Origin of the sequence: Actinoplanes sp. NPDC023936 (assembly GCF_040639325.1) — a bacterium.
Classification (GTDB): domain Bacteria; phylum Actinomycetota; class Actinomycetes; order Mycobacteriales; family Micromonosporaceae; genus Actinoplanes.
In genome coordinates this window covers 80,412-100,292 of record NZ_JBEZZR010000035.1, presented here as the reverse complement: position 1 = coordinate 100,292, position 19,881 = coordinate 80,412, and the positions used below count along the sequence as shown (strand labels likewise).

Sequence of the window (19,881 nt, the reverse complement as noted above, 5' to 3'; positions counted from 1 at the left end):
CGGGACACGCGGGGGCGCGGGACACGCGGGGGCGCGGGACACGCGGGGCGCGGGACACGCGGGGGCGCGGCGGGGGCGCGGGGGCGCGGCGGGGGCGCGGGGGCGCGGCGGGGGCGCGGGGGCGCGGCGGGGGGCGGGACACGCCCTCAGTGTGAACCGTTGTCACTCAGCGTGCCGGCACCTGCGGTCAACGTCGCTTTTCGGAAACGCGCGGACGCCCCAGGCCCCACAGAATCACGCAGACCCCCAGCGCTCCACGGTCATCGGCGACCGACCGTGACACGATCCGGTGCGCGACCACTCCGCGCCGTGGGGCACGCACGCCGATGAGTTGCTGGCGGTTGGGCGGTCTACCTCGCGAGACCTACTACTCGGGAGAGACCATGACCTCGATCCAGCCCATCGTCAGCACGCCCGACCTGCCCCGGCTGCGCGCTTTCTACGAGAAGGTGCTCGGCGCGACGCAGACCCTCCGCGTACCCGAGGACGGCCCCGAGTTCTACGTCGAGCTGGGGATCGGCGCGACGACGCTCGGGCTCGTACAGGAGGAGGGCACCCAGATCGGCGCACCGGTGCGGATCATCCTCAGCGCCGACGTCGCGGACGTCGACGCGCTGTTCCCCGCTGTCGCGGCGGCCGGTGGCACCGTGCCGGGGGAGGCACACGACATGCCGTGGGGCCAGCGGGTGGCGCACGTCCTCGACCCCGACGGCAACATGGTCAATCTGACCAAGTGGCTGTAGGGCCCGTTTTTTTAAGGTAGGTCCCGTCTCGTGAAGGATGGCTAGGCGCGGCGGTCGGAGAGGGCGTAGGACGCCGCCGCGGTCAGAGCGGAGACGGCCAGGACCGAGGGCCAGGAGCCGATCTTCTTGGCCAGCGGGTGGGACAGGCCGAAGGCGCCGATGTACGTCGCGACGAGCGCCGTCGTCACGGCCGGGCTGGTGGTGCGGGCCCACTCGCGGCCGGCCAGGATGCCGCCGGCGGCCAGGACCGCGCCGCCCAGGGGGCGGATGCCGGTGCTGCGGGCCAGCTGCCAGCCGCCGATGAGGGAACCCGCGGTGATCGCTGCGGTGGAGAGTGCCATGCGGCGACCCTACGTCACGGTCAGCCGGTCGACGGTCTGCGACTCGATGAACTCCAGGTCCGGCTCCCAGCCCAGGCCGGGCGCCGACGGCACGTCCACGTGACCGTCCGTGCAGACGATCGGGTGGGTGGTCACGTCGCGGGCGTAGTACTTGTCCGAGCCGGAGACGTCGGACGGCAGCGTGAAGCCGGGCAGCGAGCTGAGGGCGACGTTCGCGGCGCGGCCGATGCCGAACTCGTGCATGCCGCCGCACCAGACCGGGACGCCTGCCGAGCGGGCCAGCTCGTGGGCCCGGAGGGCGGGGGTGAGCCCGCCCATCCGGGACACCTTGATGTTGAGGATCCGGCCGGCGCCGAGGGTGAGCGCGGTGGCCAGGTCGGCGACCTCCTCGACGGACTCGTCCAGGCAGACCGGGGTGCTGATCCGTTTCTGCAGCGCCACGTGGGCGAGCAGGTCGCGCGGCGCGAACGGCTGCTCGATCATGAGAAGTCCGAGTGCGTCCAAAGCGAAGAAAGCCGACATATCCGAAGAGTCGTAAGCGCCGTTCGCGTCCACGTGCACGGGCACCGACGGGAACGCGGCACGCACCTCACGCACCGGAGCAACGTCCCACCCCGGCGCGATTTTCAGCTTTATCCGCCGATAGCCCTCCGCCACCCGCGCGGACACCTGGGCGAGCAGCTCGTCGATGGTGGATTCGATTCCCAGGGACACGCCGGCTTCGGCACGAGAACGCGTACCCCCGAGGGCCCGGGACAGCGGAATGCCGGACCGCGCCGCGAAGAGCGACCAGGCAGCCACGTCGAAACCGGAGCGGGCGAAATGGTTGCCGCGGACCTTGCTCATCGCGGCGGCCAATTCCGCCGGGTGTTCCCATCGGGTGCGCTGCGCGATCGGCGCCAGGAAGTCACGGGACACCGCCCAGCACGAGTCGACCGTCTCCGCCGAATAGAACGGGCCGCTCGGCGAGGCGATCTCGCCCCAGCCCACCGTGCCGTCCGCGGCCTCGAACGTCACCAGGATGTGTTCCAGGAACCGCTTGGCGTGCGAACTCGTCCGGAACTGGTGGACCAGCGGCAGGCGCACCCGGCGCAGCGAGACTCTCATCATTCTCCGGTGTAGAGGCCGAGTTCACGAGCCAGGGCGTCGCGTTCCCGCAGGCGACGGCCGGCGCCTTTGGAACTGGCGATGGTCAGGGTGGCGAGCAGATGCAAAGCCAGCACGATCGACGCCGGCGAATTGGCGTAGGAGGCGGAATCCGCGCCGACCACGATTCTGGCGGCGGCCAGCGGAGCGAGCGGCGCGTCCTCGGCGTCGGTGACGAGGACCAGGTCACCGCCCTGCCGCACGTAGGCGGACGCGATGTCGACGGTCTCCCGGCGGTACCGCGACAGCGACACGGCGACGAGCAGATCGCCCTGCCGGATGTCGCTGAGCACGTCGAGAGAACGCAGCGCCGCCCCGTCGACGACGTGCACGCCGGAAAGGCCGGCGCTCAGATCGGCGCCGAGCAGCGAGGCGTACCCGAACGATTTGCCGTGCCCGAGCAGATAACGACGCCGGGCGGAGACGATCAGGGCAGCCGCCCGTTCGATGGCGTCCTGTTCGGCGGCCCAGGCGAGAGCCTTCTCGAATTCGACGCGCTGCTGTTCGAGCACCCGCTGTTTGAGCACCTGCGCGGAACGCCGCTGAACGTTGCGGTCGAAGCGCTCGGAGGGAGTGGAGGTCACGGTTCGCCATTCTCGAACGTGTAGGTGACGGCATCCCCGGCGCGGGTCACCGCCACGAGCCGGCGGCCGGCCCCGAAGTGGTCCGCCAATTGCCACCGCAGCCGGCTGCGATCCGCGGGGTCCGGCGCGGCGATCCGGTCACTCGCGGGCGTCACCACGCTTCCCCCCTTTCCGGTACGCGTCACCGGCGCCCCCGAGAGATCCCAGCTGACCACCACCCGATCGGTGCCCGGCTCGTCATAGAAATCGGGATGGAAACGGATCCCGGTCGCGCCGAGAACCGCCAGATTGAAATGGGCGTTGCGTAACGCGTACGGATCGAAGGTCCACCGCATGGACCGCGCCCCCGTGCCGCGCGCCGCCGCGGCCTGCGCCTGTTTCAGCCGGCGTCCGATGCCGCCGCCCTGCGCGCCCGGCGCGACCACCGCGGCCTGGCTGTAGTGGTAGATCTCGCCGGCCTCCACCGCCGTGAAGCCGTAGCAGAAGCCGATCAGCGTGCCGTCCTCGCCGAACGCGCCGATGACCGTCCCGGAGTTCTCCCGGAGCGCGGCGAGCAGGCGCGGGCTCAGGCCCCACTCGGGTGCGGTGTATCCGAAGACGGACCGGTAGAGGCGGGCGGCCGCCGTCTGCTCGGCGAGCCCGTCCAGGCTGCGGATCTCCGCCATGAGCACCTCCGGGTCAGAAGATAGCGATCGTATCTTTGCCAGGCCGACCGTATATCAGCACGTTGACAACTGTGAAGGCGCAACTTAGGTTCCGCATATGACAGCTTCCGCCCTTGACGCGCTGCATCGGTACACGCTGCTGGAGTCCCCCACCGGTGACCCGCGAGCGCTGGGCGCGCTGGCCGAGGTGCTCGAGGCGGACGCCGTCCGGGCCGGTTTCACGGTGACCCGCGAGACGCACCCGACCGGCGACCACCTGCTCTGGAACCGGCCCGCGACGGCATCCGCGGGCGAGCCGGTCCTGCTGCTCAGCCACTACGACACGGTCTGGCCGGCCGGCACCCTCGCCACGATGCCGTGGACCGTGGAGGGTGACGTGATCCGGGGGCCGGGCGTCTACGACACGAAGGCCGGCCTCGCCGCGCTCCTCGCCGCCGTGACCGGGATGGCCGGTCCGCACCCGGAGATCCGGATGATCGTGGTGGCGGACGAGGAGATCGGCTCACCCACCGCCGGTGACCTGGTCCGCTCCGAGGCGAGCCGGGCGGCGGCGGTGCTCGGGCTGGAACCGCCGCACCCGGGCGGCGACCTCAAGACCGGGCGCCGGGGCAGCACCCGCGCGCGGATCGCGGTGACCGGGGTGGAGGCGCACGCCGCTCTCGACCCGGACGCCGGGGCCAACGCCATCGACGAGCTGATCGACCAGCTCCTGCGGGTCCGGGCCGGGATCGCCGGCCGGCCGGTGCTGCTGAACACCGGGACGATCGCCGGTGGCGGGCGGACCAACGTGGTGGCCGGCGAGGCGCACGCCGACCTGGGGTTGCGGTTCGCCGACCCGGCGGACGAGGAGGCGGTGCTCGGGCTCTTGCGCGGGTTGCGGCCGGTGCGGGCGAAGGCGCGGGTGGCGGCTGAGCTGCTGTCGCACCGGCCGACCTGGCAGCCGGGCGGGTCCGCGCTGCTGGACCGGATCCGGGCGGTGGCGACCGGGATCGGTCAGTCTCTGGATGGCCGCCCGGCGGACGGGGCGGCCGACACCAACACCACGGGGGCGCTCGGGGTGCCGACGGTGGACGGGCTAGCCCCACGGGGCGGGGGTGCTCATGCCCGTACCGAATGGGTGTCGAAATCCGGTGTGGGCGAGCGGATCGCCCTGCTCGCCGCCCTCCTGCCGGCGCTCGTCGAGGTTTAAGATTGTCGATACCTGTCAGGGTCATGACCTGGGAAGATCGATGCTTGACGACAATGACCGCCGCATCCTCGCCGACCTGGAGCGGCAGTTCGAGCCGGGCGGCGCCGAGGTGTCGTTCCCGACGATCCCGGTGCTCTGCGTCCTGCTCTTCCTCGCCGTGCCCCTGGTGATGCTGCTCTTCAACTGGCCCGGCCTGCTCATCACCGTGGACGCGTTCGCGGCCGCGCTCGCCTTCGTCCTGGTCCGCCGCCACCGCGCCCGCCCCCGCTAGGGGGTTTCGGGACGCCGGCCGCATTGACAGGGCAGGGAGCCGCTGCCAGTGTCCATTTTCGTGAGCCGCATCCCGCCGATGACGTACGCAGAGGCCTTACGCATCGTCGCCCGCGACGACCAGCGGATCAGCCGCCTGGACCGGGCGCTTGGAGCATTCCTGCTGGCGGCGGCGCCGTTCACCGCCGGCGCCACGCTCGCCTTGATCGACCCGAAGACCGAGCTGATCTCTCAGATCCGGCAGGCGACGGACACGTCTCCGGGCCGAATCAAAAGCACGACCGGCAAGACACACCTGGAATTACTTGAGGCCGCGCACACGATGCTCGGCCTGTCGTCGTTCTTCGACGCCTTCGAGGCGGTCGCCGGCGACCTCTACCGGGATTTGGAGCTCAGTCCTGCGGAGCGCCAGCTGATCACCGATCGAGGGCTGAACGACCCATTTACCGGCCAGCTCCGAACCGAGTCCTTCCCGCTACCCACACCGCGACGTGGCTTCGACGCGAACACCGTCATGGTGAGGCATAGCTACGCTGTCCTCGCCAACAGTCTGATGCGGTTCATGTCCGACATCGCGGCGTGGGAACGACGTCGTCCGGGCGACCCTTCCACCTTCGTCGAGCCGCTGACGTCGCGCGCCACCGAGATCTATCGCGAACGGTTCATGCGGCTCGCGGTGGACGTTCCGGAGTTCGGATTCTGGATGCAGACGAACTTCGCCTCCGTAATCACCGGCTCGCTAGCCGAATTGAAGGAGTCGCTCAACGCCATCGGCGCGGCCGGTGCTGTCAACGCTGTCGAGCGCAAGCTGGAGCGGCGAACCCAGGCTGTCCTCACCGAGCCGATCTGGCCGACCCGGTTGGCCGGGCTGGCGTTTCCTACCGTGGAGGACGGATTCGTGAGCCCGGACTTCCGTCTCGCCGAGATGTCCGCGGAACCCACGCTCGCCAGCGACGACTGGTGGATGAAGGCGCCACTCCTCCGTGACCTGGCCGGTTTCCTGGCCGACTACCTCACCTCCCCGGAGAGCGCTCGGCGTCCCCTCGTCGTGCTCGGCCATCCCGGCGCCGGCAAGACGCTGCTCAGCAAGGTGGTGGCCGCCCGGATCCCCGCCGATTCGTTCACCACCATCCTGGTGAAGCTGCGCGAGGTTCCGACCGGCGTCCCCCTGTACCGGCAGATCGAGGCAGCGCTCGAAGCGACAGTCGAGGAGTCGGTGGACTGGGGATCGCTCTGCCGCGAGTCGGCCCGGACCAAGGTGGTCATCTTCGATGGCCTGGACGAGCTGATCCAGGCCACCAAGACGCCGCAGACCGAATTCATCGAGAGAGTCACCGAGTTCCAGCGCGGCCTATGGCTGGACGGCACCGCCGTGATCACCGTCGTGACTTCCCGGCACATCGTCATGGACCAGGTCAGCGTCCCTCCGGAAGCCTTGGTGATCCGGCTGGAGGACTTCTCCGACGCACAACTGCACCGATGGGTCGAGATCTGGAACCACACCAATCTGGAGACGCCGAGTTTCCATCCGCTGGCGGCCGAGGCGGTGATCGACCGGGAGCGGGCACTGCGCCAGCCACTGCTCGTCGCCCTGCTCGCGATCTACGCGGCTGGCGACGGCGGTCGCCGGTTGGACGACCCCGCGCTGGCCGGTGCCGGGCTCTACAAGGAGTTGATCAGCTCGTTCATCACGCGCCAGATCAGGGACAAAGCGACGACTCCACTGAGCAGAGACGAACAGCGGAACGGCGAAAGGGCTCTCCGGCGCAACCTGTCGATCGCCGCGTTCGCCATGTTCAACCGCGGTGAACAGGAGATCTCCGAGGACCAGTTGAGCGACGACCTGGAGATCCTGACTCGAGAATCTCCCGAGGCTCGAACCGGCCGCGGCGGCTCCCTGAACCGGGTGAAGGCCACGGTGGCGGCGTTCTTCTTCGTCCACGTGGCGAAGGCGGGACAGAGCCGGGGGGAGACGCCGCTGGAGAACTACGAGTTCCTGCACGCCACCTTCGGCGAATACCTGGTCGCCGAATACACCGTCCACATCCTGGCGGTGCTCGCCGGCGACCACCAGCGACTGACCGCCGAATGGCGCGTCGACTCCCTTGACGACGACCTTTTGTTCGCCCTCCTGAGCCAGCGGGCGCTCGCCGCCCGGGAACCTGTCGTCGACTTCGCGCGGCACCTCATGAAGAGCATCGACAATGAGTCGCTCCGGGCGACACTCATGTACCTGTTCGACCGCGCACGCGAGCCGCGTAATCGCAGTGACGTGGTTCGCTACGCTCCGACCAGTGCCGATGTGGTGAATCGCCTCGCCACCTATACGGCGAACCTCGCGACGCTGCTGGCGCTCTCCAGCGACGAGGGGGTGCCGATCGAGCCGCTGAAGACGTGGTCCACGACGGTGCGGCTCTGGCGTGCGGGACTGGACGAAGGCGAGCAAGCCTGGCTCTTCGGTTCTCTCGCCCGAATGAACGACCGCTTGAACCTGCTGGCAGGCCAAACCGGAAATCTCGACGCAGCCGCTGCAGAGTTGATCGCGGACTATGAATCAGAGGTGAACTCCAGAACAGGTGACATGATCTGGGCCGGCACCTCGCAAGTCGGGCAGGACCAGCGCGACTACCGTCTGACCATCTACGGTCTCCTGACCGAAAGGTGGCCGGTTCCCGCACTGAGAATGATGACTCCGCCGGATGTCAATCAGTATCAAATGCTCCTCGAATTCGACGGAACGACGACACCCCCCATCGATCCGGCATCGGCTCAGGCGCTCCTCAACCTGCTCGTCGATGACGGACCCTATCTTCCTGCTGACTTGACACGGGCCCTGGTCCGGCTCGCCCTCGACACACTTGCGGACGTGAGCCCGAGAGATTACACACTGCAGGCACTGGCTCACCGATGCCCTTACCTCATGAATGAAAATTTTTTCGTCAGGGCCATATCGACAGATTATTCATCGCGAACTCCCCTAGGCTTCGTTCTCATGAAAATCTCCGCTCGGCAGAACCCCAACGCATGGACCGAAGATCTACTATCGGGCACATCGCCCGCCGACTGGATCCCAGAGGACTTGTCCAGCGTAAGCGTATCCCCGGAAATGGTTCATGAGCTTGCCGGGTGTTCCATAAGTGACAGCTTCGCCATTCATCTGCTCCAATTATTGAGCCGCTACGGGGAGTTGAGCTGGGAACATGTGGAACCGCACGATCTTCACCGGCTCCTCGACAACCGGCCTGATCTCGATGTCGCAGAAGTCAGTGACGCCGTGTCGAGTTATCTGGCACACAAGCGCGCGATGGGGACCCCTGAATCCGACCTCGATCCGCTGCTCTTCTTCGCCGCCGATGAGAGGCCCTGACCTCCTCAACCCGCTGTCACGGTTGTCGCTGTCACCACGCCCTCGTCGTCGGCCTGGCCCTGCACGGTGACCTGCTGGCCGGTGGACAGCTGATCGAGCGTCGTGGTCTGTGCCAGTTTCACGGCGGTGGTGTCGCTCGTGCGTACCGTGATCGTCTCGCCCTCCGCGGTCTGCACGTAGAGCGTGGCGCCGTCGACCAGCTTGACCGTTCCGGACGTGCCGCCGCCCGCGGTCGTCCGGTTGCCGCCGAAGCCGCCGCTCGGCATGCCGGCGTTGCGGGGGAAGGAGCTCCCGGCCCCGTCGGTGGAGGCCGACCCCCAGCGCTCCTGGGCCTGCACGCCGCCGAGGAAGCCGCCGACCGCGAGGACCAGGCCGATCAGGGCGAGCGTGGTGCGGTTCCACCAGCGTTTCGGCGCGGCCGCGGCGATGGCGCTGTTCAGGTCGTCGTCGGGTGCTGACGGCGGCGGGTCGTCGATGGCGCGGGGCAGCACCTCGGTGTCGTCGTTCGCAGAGGTCACAGGTCCTCACTCGTAGCGCAGGGCGTCGATCGGCCGGAGCCGCGCGGCGCGGGCGGCGGGCAGGCCGCCGAAGAAGAGTCCGATCAGCACGGAGACGCCCAGGGCGAGCGCTACCGAGCTGGGCACGATCACCGGCTGCACGCCGACGATCTCGAAGCGGCTGCCGATCACGGCGGCTGCGACTCCCAGACCTCCACCGATAACACTCAGCAGGGTGGCCTCGATGAGGAACTGGCTGAGGATCACCCGCCGGGGCGCGCCGAGTGCCTTCCGGATGCCGATTTCCCGGGTACGTTCGGTGACCGTCACCAGCATGATGTTCGTGATCCCGATCCCGCCCACGAGCAGGCTGATCGCGGCGACGGCGCCGAGCAGCGTGGTGAACGTGTCGGCGGTCTCGGTCTGCGTCTCGAGCAGTTGCGACGCGTTCTGGATGCGGTAGGTGTCCGCGCCGGCCCGCTGGTTCAAGATCGTGGTGATCTCCGACTGGACGGTGTCCACCATGCCGGGGTCGCGCGCCTCGACGAGGATGGAGCTGAGGGGCCCGTACCCGGAAAGCACCTGTTGGACCGCGCTGATCGGCGCGACAGCGGTGTCGTTGGCATCCTGGAACCCCGACGAGCTCTTCTCCTGCAGCACGCCGGCGACGGTGAACAGCGCGCCCCCGACGGTGACCTGCTTGCCGACCGGGTCGACGCCGCTGAACAGCTCCTCGGCGACGGTCCGGCCGATCACCACGACCCGGCGGGCCTGCGCCTCGTCGTCGGCGGTGAAGGTCGCGCCGGTCTCCACCGGGAAGTTGGAGGCGGTGAACCAGCCGGGTGTGGTGCCGACGAACGAGCTGATCTCGTGCTCGGCGCCCGCATAGGTCAGGGTGGCGGACGTGCTGACGACCGGCGAGACGGAGGCGACGCCGGGGGCGAGCACCCTGTCGTCGAGCGCGTCCGCGACCTCCGTGGTGAGGCCGCCGGCGCCGCGGCTGGTGCTCATCACGGTGAGCGTGTTCGTCCCGAGCGCCTCGATCCGGTCGGCGACCGACTGGGCGGAGCCGTTGCCGACGGCGACCAGCAGGATCACGGCTGCCACACCGATCAGGATGCCGAGCATGGTGAGGACGGAACGCAGCTTGTTGGCGCCGATCCCGCGCAGCGCGAAGCGCACGATCTCACCGACGTTCATGCCGCGTGCCGCCCGACTCGCGCGTCCTCCACGACCTGCCCGTCGAACAGCCTGATCAACCGGTCGGCGCGGGCCGCCACCTCGTTCTCATGAGTGATCAGCACGATCGTCCGGCCGGCCGCGTTCAGGTCGTCGAACACGCTGAGCACCTCCTCGGTCGCGTGACTGTCCAGGTTGCCGGTCGGCTCGTCGGCGAGCAGCAACGCCGGCTCGGTGACCAGCGCGCGAGCCACCGCGACCCGCTGCTGCTGCCCGCCGGAGAGCTGGTTGGGCTCATGGTCGGCCCGATCCGCGAGACCGACCAGATCCAGCGAGAACAGGGCGCGGCGGCGGCGTTCGGCGGCGCGCATCCCGGAGTACGCGAGAGGCAGCTCGACGTTCGCCGCGGCGCTGGTCCGGGGAATCAGGTTGAACGCCTGGAAGACGAAGCCGATCAACCGGTTCCGGACCAGGGCCAGTTGCCCGTCGCTGAGCCGGCTCACGTCCACGCCGTCCAGCAGGTAGGTGCCGGTCGTGGGCACGTCCAGGCAGCCCAGGATGTTCATCAGGGTGGACTTGCCGGAGCCGGACGAGCCCATGATCGCCACGTACTCGCCGTGTCCCACCCGCAGCGACACGTTGTCGAGGGCACGCACGGTGGTGTTCCCGTCGCGGTACACCTTGGTCACCGAGCGCACGTCCAGGACCGGGCGGTTCGACATGGGTCAGCGCCCGCCGGGCGCGCCGCCACCGCCACCGGTGAAGCCGGCGCCGCCGGTGCCGAGCCCACCGCCGCCGGTGCGGCCGGTCGTGGCCGAGGTGGACGTCGTGGCCGAGGTCGGGATCACCACGCGCTCCCCCGCGGTGAGACCCGAGGTGATCTGGTACGCGTCATCGCCCTTCAGCCCCACCTGCACCTGTCGCGTCTCCAACGCGTTGTTCGTGCCGAGCACCGTGACCGTGTGCCGGTTTCCGGTGGTGGTGACCGCCGCCGAGTTGACCGAGACGACGTTCTCCACGTTGCCGGTGATCACCGCGACCGTGACGGTCTGGCCGGGTTTCGCGCCCGCCGGCGGGTTCGGCAGGCTGACCGTGACGCCGTAGGTCACCACGCTGTTTGTCGTCGTGGCGGCCGGATCCACGGCGACGACCTGGCCGGTGGTCTCCGCGCCCTGCAGCGCGTTCCAGGTGATCGTGGCGGATTGGCCCTCCTTGAGCTCGGTGGCGTCGGCCTCCGAGAACGCGGCGGTGACCTGCAGTTTCGCGAGATCGGCGAGGTCCACGAAGCCGCTGCCGCTCTCGGACTGACCGCTGCTGGAGCCGCCCAGTGTTCCGTTGACAGCCGTCACCGTGCCGGCCATCGGGGCGGTCAGCTTCGTGCCCGCGACGGCGGCCTCGGCCTCGTCGACGCTCAGCTCCGCCTGGGTGACCTCGTTCGTCGCGCTGCTCGTGTCGGTGCCGGCGGCCTGCGCCCGGCCCAGCGCGCCCTGCGCCGCGGCCAGGTTCGCCTCGGCCAGGGCCAGCGACCGCTGCGCGTCGGTGGCGTCCACCTGCGCCAGCAGCTGACCCGAGCTGACCTTGTCGCCGACCTTCACCTTGATGCTGGTGACGGTGCCCGAGGTGGCGAACGTGGCGGTGGCCGTCGACGCGCTCTCCACACTGCCGCCGGCGGTCACCGTCTTCGTGACGGTGCCCTGCTCGGCGGCGACCGTGCGCAGGGCGGAGGCGTTCGCCTCGGTGTCCGAGTCGGTGTCCCGCAGCAGGGTCCAGCCCCAGAACGCGGCGCCGACGATGAGCAGCGCCAGCAGGGCGTTCACGGCCGTGCTGGGACGACGAAGCGCTTTCACATCTGCATTCTGTCCGGTAGTACCGGTTCGTGGTGGCTTGTTCGAAGTTTCCCGGCCGCCTTCGCGGCATCCCGGTCACCACGATCGGACCACCAGCTCGCCTTCCCTCAGCCCGTCGGTGATCTCGGTGTACTGGCCGCCGCGCAGGCCGACCGCCACGGTCCGCTCCACCGACGCGCCGCCGCTGCGGACGAGCACCGTCCCGGACTCGCCGGCCACGTCGTGCACCGCTGTCGACGGCACCCGGATCGCGGCGGCCACCTCGCCGGTCCGTACCCGGACCTGGGCGCTCTGCCCGACCAGCAGCTCGGACGGCGCGTCGGTGAACGCGAGCAGCACCCCGTAGCGCACGAGCGTGCCGTCGGAGGTGCCGACCGGGTCGACCTGCACGACCTTCGCCGCGTAGGTCGCGTCGGAGTCGGCCAGGGTCACGGTGCCGCTCTGCCCCTTCGCCAGCGAACCCGCGTCCGCCTCCGGGAAGTCCGCGGAGACCTGCATGTCGTACGTGTCGGCCAGCCCGACGAACGTGGCCCCGGCGGTGACCTTGTCGCCCACGCTGCCGGCGATCGACACCACGGTGCCGGCGATCGGCGCCTTGATGACCGTCCCGGCGAGGGCCTCCTCGGCCTTCGCCAGCGCCACCTCCGCGTTGTTGGCCGCCTGCTCGGCGCTGAGCACCTGGTCGTTGCCGGCGACCGGGAATCCCCGCGTGACACACGGGGTCGCGGCGGCCTGCACGGTCGCCGCCGCCGACGGCTCGGCGGCCACCACGACCGGCGGACCGGCGGGGGTGGCCACGGCGCACGCTGTCGCGCTCGCGGTGGCGGCCGCCGCGTTGTCGTCGGCGGCCGCGAGCCGCTCCCGCGCGTCGGCGAGCTTCTCCCGGGCGTCGCTCACGTCCTCGGTGGCGCCGGTCTTGTCCAGGACGGCGAGCTGGTCCCCCGCCTTCACCTTGTTGCCGGCCCGCACCGCGACGGACGCGACGGTGCCGTCGACAGCGAACGACAGGCTGCGGGTGGTGGCCGGCTCCACGGTTCCGGTCGTCGCCACGTCGAGCGTCACCTCGCCGCGGTCCACCGCCACCGTGACCACCTTGATCGTCGTGGTGGTCTCCTCGCCCGCCACGGCGAGCATGATCCCGCCGGCGACCGCGGCGGCCAGCACGATCGCCGCGCCGATCCAGCGAACGCGCCGTTTAGCCCGGCTTTGCCCCGTTACTGTGCTCATGTTCGCATTGTCGCCGTTCGCCGATCCGCAGGAGTCCTCTTTGCCGACTGCGCACCACCGGCACCGGCAGCGGCAGCAGAACCGCGCCCTCGCCGAGCTGACCGCCTCCAAGGCCGAGCTGGTCAGCGCCCTGCTGCACGAGTTGCGCACCCCGCTGGCGGCGGCGCTGGCCGTGCTCGGGCTGCTGCCCGAGCGGACCGGCGACCCGGCTCTGGACGACGTGCTGCCGATCCTGTCCCGCAACCTGCGCCGGATCGACGACGTGGTCGCCGAGATCGCCACGATCAGCGGCATCGAGAACGGCACGATCCCGCTCGATCAGGTCCCGTTCGACCTGCCCGAGCTGCTGGCCGAGATCGGCGCGGGCGCCTCCCTCACGGCGCCCGCGGCCGGCCGGATCACCGGCGACCGGGAGCGGCTCGGCCAGGCGTTCCGCCGCCTGCTGGCGGCCGTCCGCGCGCTCGGCGGCGACGGCGCGATCGAGGCGGCGGTGGTGGACGGCCACTGGCAGGTGGCGTTCCGCCTGCCGCCGGAACAGCCCACCGACAGGCTGTTCACGGGCGGCGGCGGCCAGGGCAACGCCATGGCGCTGATGCTGGCACGAGCGGTGGTGGGCCGGCACGGCGGGCACGTCGCGGTCGAGACATCGCGGGGTACGCCGTACCTGTGCGCCACACTCCCTCGGTGACCGAGATCAGTGATCGTGGACCGAGAGGGTCCCGTACTCCGCCAGCGTCGCGCGCAGGTCGACGGCCCGGCCGGACAGGGTGGCATCGAGGAACGCGGCAGTGGTCGCCTCGGTCATCCGCACACTGCCGGACCCGCCGAGGGAACCCACGAGCGCCGGGACCGGTGGCAGGTAGAGCGGCGCGTCGGTGAAGGTCAGGTGGGCGCTGCCGGGCACGCTCAGCTGGTAACTCGTCGCGCCGCCGCGGTCCAGCACGGTGTCCACCTTCGCGACGAAATCGGCGTCCGCCTGATCCCGCACCTCGTGGGTCAGGGCGAGAACCGGCTGGCGCAGCGGACCCTGGCCGGGGTTGAGGCCGCCGTCCATGTTGATGACAGCGGTGAACCGCGGATCCTGCGCGGCGGCCTGCATGGCCGCGGCGCCGCCGATCGAGTGGCCGGTCGCCGCCGCCCGCCCGATGTCGATCCGCCCGGCGAGTTCACCCTGGTCGAGGCGGCCCAGCCGGGTGAGGACGAAGCTGAGGTCGGCCGCCCGCACCGCCGTCCAGGCGGTCCTCAGCCGCTCGCCCTCGGCCCGGTCGCCGGTCGCCGCGATCCGCGTCTTCACGGTACGGCCGTCGGCGAGCACCACCGCGGCCGAGTCGTAGGGGTGGTCGACGCCGGCCACGACGTACCCGCGACTCGCCAGGTCCTCGGCCCACGCCGTGTTCTGGGTGCGCACCCCGCCGAGCCCGGGCGAGAAGAGCACGACCGGGAACCGACCGTCCGCCGGCGCCGCGCCAGCCACCGCGTGCGTGCGCGCGCGGGTCGGCCCGTCGAGCAGGAAGCCGGGCGCCCCGAGGTAGCCGGCCACCGCGCCGGCGACGACGTCCGCCTCCCGGCGGGTGCGGCCCAGGTACTGCGCCCGTCCCGCGTCGCCGGCCACGCCCTGCGCCGGATACCACAACTGCACGACCACGGTACGGTGGTCGGCGGCGTCCCGGGTCGCGGGCTCGTCACGGGTGGGATCGGTCCACTGCAGCACCGTGGTGCCAACCTGCGACGGCCCGGACAATTCCGGAAATGTCGGGACGGGCAGCGCCCAGGCCGCGACGCCGCCGCCGAGCACGAGGACGCCGCAGAGCACCGACCCCGGCAGCGCCAGCCACCAGCGGACCCGCCGGCTCCTCCCGTCGTCGCGCCGCCCCGCCCCACCGCTCAGCACGCCGTCGTCGCGTCGCTCCGCCCCACCGCTCAGCACGCCGTCGTCGCGTCGCCCCGCCCCACCGCTCAGCACGCCGTCGTCGCGTCGCTCGTCGCGCCGGTCCTTGCGCCGCCCCCACCACCACGCCGCGCCGGTCGCCGCACCGATCAGGAGGTCGGCACCCAGCACCATCAGGATCTGCCAGCGCGGCTCCGGCAGCGTCCCGGCGGCGCCCGCGATCACCAGTACCGTCGCGCCGGCGGCGGCGCGGCCACGGGCGGCCGGCGGCAGCCACCGAGCCAGCACCAGCACGATCGAACCCACGACGACAGCGAGTTCGGCAATGGTCAGGTGTAAACCGTGGATCATGAATGTCACGGCCGACAGCATCCATCGGCGGTCCTGAGCGCACGCTGAGGACGCAGGCCGGCGCTCAACGTTCCGGTCAGCGCGGCGCCGCCCGGAGCATGGCCGCGCCCCAGAGCACTCACAGCCAGCCGGACCAGCCCGATTACGGTCCGGCGGAGCGTAGGCCAGAGCGGCTATCCGAGCTTGATCACATGTCGGAGCTACGGCTGGGCGGCGCGAGCCGTAGGCCAGAACGGTTATCCGAGCTTGATCACATGTCTGAGCTACGGCCGGGCGGCGCGAGCCGTAGGCCAGAGCGGTTAACCGAGCTTGATCACATGTCGCAGCTACGGCTGGGCGGCGCGAGCCGTAGGCCAGAGCGGTTATCCGGGCTTGATCACATGTCTGAGCTACGGCCGGGACGGCGGGTTCCAAGATCGGCGAGGCGGTACGTGCCAGATGCGAGATGGCAGCCGCAGCACGCCAGCGCGGGGCACGCGGGGGCGCGGGGCTCAGGGATTTCGCATTTCCGCTGGCACCCGGAGAGCCAGCCGGCCCGTGTGAGCTGGTCCCCAGTGCTGCCGGACGCTTGTTTCGAGAGCACTCAGCGCCGGCCCGCTCCCACCGCTCCACGATCGACAACCAGGCAGCGCCGCCTCACGTCCGGCGCGGTCAGCCGGCAACCGCTGCCGTCAGCCGGCAACCGGCGCCGTCAACCGGCAACCGGCGCCGTCAGCCGGCGACCGACGCGGTCAGGGCCTCCACCCGGGTCAGCAGGTCCTGCGCCGTGAACGGCTTGACCAGGTAATCGTCGGCCCCGGCGTCGAACCCGGACGCCACGTCCAGCCACTGCCCCCGCCCGGTGAGCAGCAGGATCGGGATGTCGGCGGTCTCCGCGTCGTCCCGCAGCGCCCGGCACACCTCCAGCCCGGTCATGCCCGGCATGCTGACGTCGAGCACCGCACAGTCCGGATGCCGTTCGTGAGCGGCGACCAGCCCGTCCCGCCCGGTGCTGCGGGTGTCCACATCGAGCCCACCCGACCGCAGCACCGTCTCCACGATCTGCAGGATCGTGGGATCGTCGTCCACCACCAGCACCGACGTCACCACCTCAGGGTATGGCGGTTCCGATCACCCCGACCCACGATTTCCCCGGTCTGTGCGGCGACGGACCGCTACCGGTGTGGCGCTCATGGCCGACGAGCGTCCCCGAACAACGCCGAACCGGTCAATCGGGCAGGAACCTCGGGACGCCCACCAAGCCCACCACAAAAACCTAGAGTGAGACTCATGTCCCGGTGGACCGTAGGCCGGATGCTGGCGGCCGGTTTTCTTCTCGCCCTCGTCGCCCTGGTGGTCGTCGGGATCAGCGCCTACGTCCGGATCGGCAGCCTGGTGGAGAGCCAGACGCCGCTGCGTCACTCGCACGTGCTGCTCGGTCAGATCGGCGGCCTCGGCGACGCGCTTCACGTGCTCGACCGGGCATCCCGGACCCGCCCGGATCCGCCGAGCGCGGAGTGGGCGGAGAGCTACCGGAGCAGTGCGGCGACCGTGGAGCGGAGGCTGCGTGAGGTCCGCGCCGCGTCGGCCGGTGACAACACTCATCAGGAGCTGCTGAACCGCCTGGAGCCGATGGTCGAGGCTCGGATCGCCGAGCCGCAGGGCGACGTCAGCCTGCTGTTCCCGCTGGTCAGCGAGATGCACCAGCACGAGGAGGCGGAGCTGGCCGGCAAGCTGGCGCAGAGCCGGGCCAGCGCGCAGAACACCCGCTGGCTGATCCTGTGGTTCGTGGTGGCGACGGCGGTGCTCGTCGCGCTCTGCGCGCGCTGGATCACCAAGAGGATCACGCAGCCGACGAAGAAGATCACCGCGGCGGCGCAGCGGGTGGCCGCGGGTGACCTGACCCGGCGGGCGGAGGTGACGTCGCCCCGTGAGCTGGCGCAGATGGCGCAGGCGGTGAACACGTCGATGAGCGCGATCCTGGCCGCCCATGACGAGGCGGTGGCGGCGACCGCCGCGAAGTCGGCGTTCCTGGCGACCATGAGCCACGAGATCCGTACCCCGATGAACGCCGTGATCGGGATGACCGGCCTGCTGATGGAGACCGATCTGGACGCCCGGCAGCGGGAGCTGGTGGAGACCGTGCACGCGAGCGGCGCCTCGCTGCTCGTGATCATCAACGACGTGCTGGACTTCTCCAAGATCGAAGCGGGCGAGCTGAGCCTGGACGAGCAGCCGTTCGTGCTGCGCGCGTGCGTGCAGCAGGCGATGAACCTGGTGGCGCTGACCGCAGACGCGAAGGGCCTGCACCTGTCCAGCCACTTCGAGCCCGAGTGTCCGGAAGTGGTCTGCGGCGACGAGGCCCGGATCCGGCAGATCCTGGTCAATCTGCTCGGCAACGCGGTGAAGTTCACCGACCACGGCGCGGTCACGGTGGCGGTCTCGTCGGCGCCCGATCTGGCCGCCGGGCAGAGCGGCCGGGTGGCCATCCGGCTCGCCGTGCGGGACACCGGCATCGGCATTCCGGCGGACCGGATGGACCGCCTCTTCCTCCCGTTCAGCCAGGTGGACGCGACGACCGCGCGCAGCTACGAGGGCACCGGCCTGGGCCTGGTGATCAGCCAGCGGCTGGCCGAGGCGATGGACGGCGGCATCACCGTGGACAGCCAGCCCGGCCACGGCTCCACCTTCGCGGTCACCCTGCGCCTGGGCGAGTCCTCCACCCCGGAGATCAACACCCTTCCCGGGTACGACCGGAGCACCGCCGTGGCGAGCCGGGGCACCACGGCCCGATCGCTGCTGGTGCTGGTCGCCGAGGACAACCCGGTGAACCAGCGGGTCGCCCAGCTGCTGCTGGAGCGCCGCGGCCACCGGGTGGAGATCGTCAGTGACGGCGAGGCGGCCGTCGAGGCGGTCATGCGCACCCGTTACGACCTGGTCCTGATGGACGTGCAGATGCCGGTCCTGGACGGCCTGGACGCCACCCGCATGATCCGCGCCGACCCGCCCGCCCACGGCGCGCCCCGGATCGTCGCGCTGACCGCGAACGCCCTGGTCGACGACCGCAAGGCGAGCCAGCTGGCCGGCATGGACGGCTTCCTCGCCAAGCCGATCAACGAGACGGACCTGGACACCGTGCTGGCGACCGCCGCCGCGCACGCGGACGTGCGGCTGGCCGGGCAGAGCCCGCTCGTCGACTCGGACGTCGAGGAGCCGGCCAGCATCCGGGCCTGTGTCGGCGCGATCGCCGGCGCGGTCCCGGACGACCGGCAGCGGATCGCCACGATCCTGCACAACTTCGCCGACCGGCTGCCGGTGGTGCTCGACAAGATGGACCACGCCGCGGCGTCCGGCGACGCCCGCAACCTGGCCCGCCTGGCGCACGGGTTGAAGGGCTCGTCCTCGACGCTCGGCGCGAACCGGTTCGCCGCGATCTGCGCCGACCTGGAGGAACGCGCGGTCCGGCACCCGGAGGGCTCCGCCGACATCCTGCGTGACCTGCACGACCAGGCCCGCGAGGTGAGCGACACGATGGTCAGCCTGTCGACCGAGCTGGCGCGCGTCTGACGCCGGTCAGGGGCGCAGGATCAGCCGGATCGGGTTGCCCTCCTTGCGCTGCAGGCGTTCCACCGCGGCCGGCGCGTCGGCCAGCGGCAGCACGTCGCTGATCGAGGCAGCCAGGTCGAGGCGCCGCTGCCGGGCGAGCCGGACCAGCTCCTCCACGTGCTCCGGGTCGGACCCGTAGTGCCCGTGGATGGAGAGCTTCAGGTAGTTGAAGAAGCTGTCCGAGCTGATCGTGACCGGCTTGTTCGCGATGCCGGCCAGTACCAGTTTCCCGCCTCGTCCGAGAACGGTCAGGGCCTGCTCGCGCACCGCCGGCACACCGGCGAAGTCCAGCGCGACAGCCAGCCCGCCGCCGGTGAGCTCCCTGATCGTGTCGGCCTGGCTCGGGTCCAGCGCGATGTCGGCGCCGAGCGCGAGGGCCCGCTCCCGGGCCGGCGCGAGCGGGTCCACCGCGATCACCGGCGCCGCGCCGATCAGCCGGAGCAGCTGCACGGCGTGCGCGCCGAGGCCGCCGACGCCCCAGACGGCCACCGCGTCACCGGGCTTGACCTGCGCGGTCGCGGTGATCGCGGCCCACGGCGTGGAGACCGCGTCGGGGATGATGCAGGCTTGCTCGAACGGCAGGTCGTCGGGGATCGCGACGAGCGTGTCGGCGCGGGCGACCGTGTACTCCGCCCAGCCGCCGTCGTAGTCCACGCCGCGGGTGTAGACGATGCCCCGCCGGTCGCGCTGACCGGCCTGCATCAGGATCCGGTCGCCGGGCTTCCAGCCCTCCACCCGGTCGCCGAGCCGGTCGACGATTCCCGCTGTCTCGTGCCCGAGAGTGACGACATCGCCGTCGAGGAGCCGCGGCGTCAGCCCGCCCTCGATCAGGTGCACGTCGGACAGGCAGACCCCCGCTGCGGTGACCTTCACGAGGACCTCGTCCGGCCCTGGCTCGGGCACGTCCACGGTCTCCATCCGCAGCGCGCGTTCCTTGAGGTGCAACCGTCCCGCCAGCATCTTCATGAAATCACCTTATGGGCAGATCCCGGACACGGCACG

General features: G+C 70.7%; 18 protein-coding genes. 6 read left to right on the top strand and 12 right to left on the bottom strand.

What is annotated here, in order from left to right:
• The first annotated feature begins 383 nt into the window (after window positions 1-383).
• Window positions 384-743, top strand: coding sequence for a VOC family protein (locus tag AB0F72_RS33120; RefSeq protein WP_360439733.1), 360 nt, complete (start codon window positions 384-386; stop codon window positions 741-743).
• 41 nt (window positions 744-784) lie between these two features.
• Here AB0F72_RS33120 and AB0F72_RS33115 read toward each other — a convergent pair whose 3' ends face one another.
• Genes AB0F72_RS33115 through AB0F72_RS33100 form a run of 4 tightly spaced genes read right to left on the bottom strand, consistent with a single transcriptional unit; the run spans window position 785 to window position 3,479 of the window.
• On the bottom strand, window positions 785-1,084 hold the full coding sequence (locus AB0F72_RS33115) for a hypothetical protein (RefSeq protein ID WP_360439730.1): 300 nt from the start codon (window positions 1,082-1,084) through the stop codon (window positions 785-787).
• Between the two features lie 9 nt (window positions 1,085-1,093).
• Window positions 1,094-2,194 carry an o-succinylbenzoate synthase gene (gene menC, locus AB0F72_RS33110; RefSeq protein WP_360439727.1) on the bottom strand — a complete coding sequence of 367 codons (1,101 nt, stop codon included), beginning with the start codon at window positions 2,192-2,194 and terminating at the stop codon, window positions 1,094-1,096.
• Window positions 2,191-2,814 (bottom strand): SIS domain-containing protein, encoded by a 624-nt coding sequence (locus AB0F72_RS33105; protein WP_360439723.1) that lies wholly within the window; start codon window positions 2,812-2,814, stop codon window positions 2,191-2,193. Before AB0F72_RS33105 ends, menC begins: the two co-directional genes overlap by 4 nt.
• Window positions 2,811-3,479: a GNAT family N-acetyltransferase gene (locus AB0F72_RS33100; RefSeq protein WP_360439720.1), complete on the bottom strand. Its 669-nt coding sequence runs from the start codon at window positions 3,477-3,479 to the stop codon at window positions 2,811-2,813. Before AB0F72_RS33100 ends, AB0F72_RS33105 begins: the two co-directional genes overlap by 4 nt.
• A 97-nt stretch (window positions 3,480-3,576) precedes the next feature.
• On the opposite strand from AB0F72_RS33100, the gene AB0F72_RS33095 reads away from it, so the two are divergent.
• The 3 genes from AB0F72_RS33095 to AB0F72_RS33085 are packed head-to-tail and all read left to right on the top strand — an operon-like array spanning window position 3,577 to window position 8,305.
• The gene (locus tag AB0F72_RS33095) at window positions 3,577-4,668 is read left to right on the top strand and encodes a M20/M25/M40 family metallo-hydrolase (RefSeq protein ID WP_360439717.1); all 1,092 of its coding nucleotides are present in this window, start codon (window positions 3,577-3,579) and stop codon (window positions 4,666-4,668) included.
• 40 nt (window positions 4,669-4,708) lie between these two features.
• Complete coding sequence (locus AB0F72_RS33090) at window positions 4,709-4,939, top strand: DUF3040 domain-containing protein (RefSeq protein WP_360439714.1); 231 nt, start codon at window positions 4,709-4,711, stop codon at window positions 4,937-4,939.
• A gap of 48 nt (window positions 4,940-4,987) precedes the next feature.
• The gene (locus AB0F72_RS33085) at window positions 4,988-8,305 is read left to right on the top strand and encodes an ATP-binding protein (RefSeq protein ID WP_360439711.1); all 3,318 of its coding nucleotides are present in this window, start codon (window positions 4,988-4,990) and stop codon (window positions 8,303-8,305) included.
• A 5-nt stretch (window positions 8,306-8,310) separates the two neighbouring features.
• Here the strand turns inward: AB0F72_RS33085 and AB0F72_RS33080 are convergent, their stop codons facing one another.
• The 5 genes from AB0F72_RS33080 to AB0F72_RS33060 all read right to left on the bottom strand — a co-directional run bounded on the left by AB0F72_RS33080 (window position 8,311) and on the right by AB0F72_RS33060 (window position 13,055).
• On the bottom strand, window positions 8,311-8,823 hold the full coding sequence (locus AB0F72_RS33080) for a hypothetical protein (RefSeq protein ID WP_360439708.1): 513 nt from the start codon (window positions 8,821-8,823) through the stop codon (window positions 8,311-8,313).
• A 6-nt stretch (window positions 8,824-8,829) separates the two neighbouring features.
• Window positions 8,830-10,002 carry an ABC transporter permease gene (locus AB0F72_RS33075; protein ID WP_360439705.1) on the bottom strand — a complete coding sequence of 391 codons (1,173 nt, stop codon included), beginning with the start codon at window positions 10,000-10,002 and terminating at the stop codon, window positions 8,830-8,832.
• On the bottom strand, window positions 9,999-10,703 hold the full coding sequence (locus tag AB0F72_RS33070) for an ABC transporter ATP-binding protein (RefSeq protein WP_360439702.1): 705 nt from the start codon (window positions 10,701-10,703) through the stop codon (window positions 9,999-10,001). Before AB0F72_RS33070 ends, AB0F72_RS33075 begins: the two co-directional genes overlap by 4 nt.
• 3 nt (window positions 10,704-10,706) lie before the next feature.
• Window positions 10,707-11,828: an efflux RND transporter periplasmic adaptor subunit gene (locus tag AB0F72_RS33065; protein ID WP_360439699.1), complete on the bottom strand. Its 1,122-nt coding sequence runs from the start codon at window positions 11,826-11,828 to the stop codon at window positions 10,707-10,709.
• A 75-nt stretch (window positions 11,829-11,903) separates the two neighbouring features.
• Window positions 11,904-13,055: an efflux RND transporter periplasmic adaptor subunit gene (locus tag AB0F72_RS33060; RefSeq protein WP_360439696.1), complete on the bottom strand. Its 1,152-nt coding sequence runs from the start codon at window positions 13,053-13,055 to the stop codon at window positions 11,904-11,906.
• 40 nt (window positions 13,056-13,095) lie between these two features.
• On the opposite strand from AB0F72_RS33060, the gene AB0F72_RS33055 reads away from it, so the two are divergent.
• A complete protein-coding gene (locus AB0F72_RS33055) occupies window positions 13,096-13,743 on the top strand; it encodes a histidine kinase dimerization/phospho-acceptor domain-containing protein (protein WP_360439693.1) in 648 nt (215 codons plus the stop codon).
• Between the two features lie 6 nt (window positions 13,744-13,749).
• Here the strand turns inward: AB0F72_RS33055 and AB0F72_RS33050 are convergent, their stop codons facing one another.
• Together AB0F72_RS33050 and AB0F72_RS33045 are read right to left on the bottom strand one after the other, a co-directional pair.
• Window positions 13,750-15,294: a hypothetical protein gene (locus AB0F72_RS33050; RefSeq protein ID WP_360439748.1), complete on the bottom strand. Its 1,545-nt coding sequence runs from the start codon at window positions 15,292-15,294 to the stop codon at window positions 13,750-13,752.
• 711 nt (window positions 15,295-16,005) lie between these two features.
• Window positions 16,006-16,380: a response regulator gene (locus AB0F72_RS33045; protein WP_360439690.1), complete on the bottom strand. Its 375-nt coding sequence runs from the start codon at window positions 16,378-16,380 to the stop codon at window positions 16,006-16,008.
• A 183-nt stretch (window positions 16,381-16,563) separates the two neighbouring features.
• Here AB0F72_RS33045 and AB0F72_RS33040 point away from each other — a divergent pair, with 183 nt between their 5' ends.
• Entirely contained in the window at window positions 16,564-18,840 is a 2,277-nt protein-coding gene (locus AB0F72_RS33040) for an ATP-binding protein (RefSeq protein WP_360439687.1), read from the top strand.
• Window positions 18,841-18,846: 6 nt separating this feature from the next.
• Here the strand turns inward: AB0F72_RS33040 and AB0F72_RS33035 are convergent, their stop codons facing one another.
• The gene (locus tag AB0F72_RS33035) at window positions 18,847-19,845 is read right to left on the bottom strand and encodes a zinc-binding dehydrogenase (RefSeq protein WP_360439684.1); all 999 of its coding nucleotides are present in this window, start codon (window positions 19,843-19,845) and stop codon (window positions 18,847-18,849) included.
• Window positions 19,846-19,881 lie beyond the last annotated feature (36 nt).